Source organism: Bacteroides sp. AF32-8BH (assembly GCF_003435205.1).
Lineage (GTDB): Bacteria > Bacteroidota > Bacteroidia > Bacteroidales > Bacteroidaceae > Bacteroides > Bacteroides ovatus.
Genome location: NZ_QVLZ01000096.1, coordinates 1 through 3,310, shown reverse-complemented (window position 1 = coordinate 3,310; position 3,310 = coordinate 1). Strand labels below are relative to the sequence as shown.

2 protein-coding genes are annotated in these 3,310 nt (G+C 39.5%); both read left to right on the top strand.

What is annotated here, in order from left to right; translation table 11 throughout:
• Window positions 1-66 precede the first annotated feature (66 nt).
• The gene (locus DWZ47_RS30030; RefSeq protein WP_004306056.1) at window positions 67-2,166 is read left to right on the top strand and encodes an alkaline phosphatase family protein; all 2,100 of its coding nucleotides are present in this window, start codon (window positions 67-69) and stop codon (window positions 2,164-2,166) included.
• Between the two features lie 144 nt (window positions 2,167-2,310).
• Window positions 2,311-3,003 (top strand): hypothetical protein, encoded by a 693-nt coding sequence (locus DWZ47_RS30025; RefSeq protein ID WP_229065829.1) that lies wholly within the window; start codon window positions 2,311-2,313, stop codon window positions 3,001-3,003.
• Window positions 3,004-3,310: the final 307 nt, after the last annotated feature.

Sequence of the window (3,310 nt, the reverse complement as noted above, 5' to 3'; positions counted from 1 at the left end):
GCTAATTCGCTACGCTTTGCCCAAATTTACTTTTTCGCTATGTGTTTATTTTAATGAATGAAAAATATGAGAACACAAAAAATTATGAAATGGAGTTTTCTGGCAGTAATGTTGCTGGGGAATATATCGATATCGTGTACAAAATACGATACGCCCGATTTTGTAGAAGAGACCGGGGGAGTGTCGGGCAATTTGTCAGTCAAGAAAAATGTTCTTTGGATAAATCTGGAAGGAGCAGGGGGAGGCGACTTGGTTAAGAATGCTTTTCCGGACGATGGAGTGGTAAAAGGATTATTACCCCGCAGCCGCTATGCATGGAATGGCTTGGAATCGGAGCATATAGACGATACCTATACTCCTACTGCTGAAAACGCAATAGCCTGTGCCTCGATGCTAACAGGGAATATACCAATGCGTCACGGCATAGCGGATGAAACATATTTGTCGGAGGTTTACTTCGATCCAGATTATGATGAAAGTATGAAAGCATATCCCGGTTTTTTCCAATATATTGTAGATTATGACAAATCGATGAAGACGTTGGCTGTGACTCCCTGGAAGACACAGAATCAGGAACTGTTGGAGAAAGCCGGTACTACTGTAACCACGACATCCGACGAAGAAACTCTGAATACGGTTTTGCAGCAGATTGATAATGAAAATAATCGCGTTATCTATCTATCCTTTCGCGATGTGTTGGATGCAGCGAAGAGTGGAGGAGGCTGGAAGGATTCCAATACTCAATATATAAATGCTATGCATAAGATGGATGGCTATATTGGTCAGCTTCTCGAAGCTATCCGGGCACGACCTGAATATTATTATGAAGACTGGCTGATAATGATTACTTCCAATCATGGTGGCACTGCTGACGGACGATATGGAGGAATGTCTCTTGAGGAGAGGAACATGTTCGGGATCTTTTATTATGAACATTTCTCCAAAGGGAAAGAGATGAATCCCGGATTAGTAGAAGATGTCCTATGTTTCGATCAGTCTTTTCAGGGGGTTGTAATAGATTCCATCGAACCGACACCGGATAAGAAAGGTATTGAAACAATGCGGCAGATTTATTCACTGGATTCATTGGACAGCGGAATGACGGTGGAGATCATTATGGCAGCCCGGCCTTCAATCGGCCGGAGTTATGTGCCTGGAGATCAAAATGGAAAAAATCTTTTTGGAAAGCGTAGGTGGAACATGTCACTTACCCATACTTATGCATCTGCTTTGGGAAGTTTCTATGGTAAAAATGATGGGACGGACGGACAAAGAACCGCTGCTTTTCTTAATCCGATGATTCATACCTATACTTCAACTGTGAAATTGTATGATACGGAAGCACATATACAGAAGGACTGGGTAGATGAGGTTATAGATCAATGGGGGAATGTAACCGAAGGATATAACAAAATGACACCTAAACGGAAAGGAAAGGTTGCTGTTTATAGTTATTATGATGGCCTGAAGAAAACAACCAAGAGTACGGATGCTGATTTAGACTGGAGTATTGCCGATTACGTAGACAATACTAACCTGACTCTTTATGGTGGTATGAGTAATTTATGCCGCTATATTCTCGAACTCCGAATTTGGAACAAAGAATTATCACCGGCTGAAGTGAAGCAATACAGTAATAAGTTGAAATTATCTCCGAGTGATCCTATGTATGGAAACCTAATAGGTTATTGGCAATTTTATAAAGGAGAAGACGGGCAATACTTGAAAGATGACTCGATAGTAGTGAATCAAATCAAACAGGTCAAGAAGAGAGTAAAAGTTGGTGATCGGGAAGAAGAACAGTTCTTAGATACAGAGGGACTCCGATTACGTAAGAAATTTACGGCTTCTAACAATAAGTCTTATTATACTTATGTTGAGAAAGAAGATCTAAAATATCAGACTCTGACAAATACGTTATACCAAACGATAGAATCTGAAGGCAGAATGATGGAAAGTGTGTTGCCGGTACCGACAGTTTTGCAATGGCTGGATATCAGTTTTCCTTTGGAAACCACTCGCGAAACAGGGGCTAACGCCTTCAAAACGTCCAAATTGGATGGTGTAGCATATCCTTGGGATGGGGAAAATAATAGAGCTGTATGGCGTGGTATGTTTTTGGGTGATTATACAGTTGATCTGGAATGGCGGGAATACGAAAAATAAAGTGGTAGCTCACAAGAGAAATCACTCTTGAGTTTTAATTAAAATCATTCAACCCTCGATTTTCTTTTTATATCTTCTTATAGGGATTTATATAAAGAAAACCGAGTGTTGTTGCTTTTGGCAGAATAAAATCTAGTAGAAGATATGAAGACAAAAATTAAAATGCTTTTAGGTATGTTTGTTGGCATGTTCGGATATTGCATGCTAACATTTGCTCAACCCTCTTTAGAAGAACAAAAAGTGAAAATTGAGCGTTGGAAAAGAGAGTTTAAATCTCTGGATAGACAGTATGTGCAAAATCATGTTTTGCATAATGGGGGCGGGCTTGTTGCTAAGCTCTCTAAAAAAAATCATTCCCGTGAACTTGCCCGATGGAGAACTTTGTATGAAAAAACGGCGGCAGATAGGAAATTGGCGAAAGCGGAGTGGTTAAGATTGAAAGCTATTATTGTGACCACTACAGATAGTGTGGAAAAGGAGAGATTGATGAGTTTAGAGCATGATTGGCTCTGCGTATACCAAACATTCAATGGTAATTGCCGTACTGCTCTAACTTTTATGGCAAGGTTAGATACTGATCGGATTTTAGCGGCAGATGAACAAACTCTCCGAATAGCCAAACGACTGAAAGCACAGGAAAAGATATTTCCTAAGGGGCAAGAGAAAAAGATGAAGGCTGTACAGCGTGAGATAAGAGATAAATATATGAAACCTTTATATCAGAAAATGGCTCTTGTACCGAATTCAGTTTCCGAAAGGGATGTACAAATAGATTCCTTACACCTGATCCATAGAGCTTTGATATATTATAAGAAAGCTTCTTTGCTTGATGACTAAAGTTAATCCATAGAGATACAGTAAAAAAAGCTGCCCTTCACCTTTTCTCTGCTACTCCTTATGGATGGGGGAGAACGGGTGAAGGGAAGAGAGGTTCACCCGTTCTTTCATTCAAATAACTTAGCAGGATTGATACTTAGAAAATCTTCTACTTTCATACTTCCCTCTCCAATCACTATTTTATAATCGCTTGATATTGAGTTCTTTTATACATTTTGTTCTGATTTACTCAATGCATTGAGTTATTTTACTCAAGTAAGCGTCTCCGCGATTCTATCTTGTCGCCCTTTTTTCATTCTTATATTTT